The sequence below is a fragment of the Gilliamella bombi genome, from assembly GCF_900103255.1.
GTDB classification, from domain to species: domain Bacteria; phylum Pseudomonadota; class Gammaproteobacteria; order Enterobacterales; family Orbaceae; genus Gilliamella; species Gilliamella bombi.
On sequence record NZ_FMWS01000041.1, the window covers coordinates 9,132 to 9,495 of the forward strand.

Annotated in this window: 1 protein-coding gene; it reads left to right on the plus strand. The window is 42.6% G+C overall.

The annotated features are described in order from the left end of the window. Nucleotides 1-364 (plus strand): IS30 family transposase (locus tag B9N71_RS13705; protein WP_143422093.1); only part of this gene is annotated, 364 nt, incomplete at both ends.

Below are 364 nucleotides of genomic sequence, written 5' to 3' on the forward strand. Positions count from 1 at the left end.
TTACAGCCCAGAGCAGATTGCAGCACGTGTAAAGAAAATCAGCGTCCAATCAATCTATAACTACCTTTATCAAAATAAAGCGCGCTATGAACAATTCAAACCTTATCTAAGGCGAAAAGGCAAAGCTTATCGGCATTGCAAGGCGCCGAACATTAAAGAAGGAGACCGTCGATATAAACGGTCAATTAAACAACGTCCAAGTTATGTAGAAAGTCGGAAAACGCAAGGACATTGGGAGGGCGATACTATAATTAGCCGTAAAGACAAGCAAGCATTGTTGACGTTAGTTGAGCGCAAAACTGGACTCGTACTCATTGGACGCCTTAATCAACGCACCGCCTCCGAAACGAGAGATATGATAATA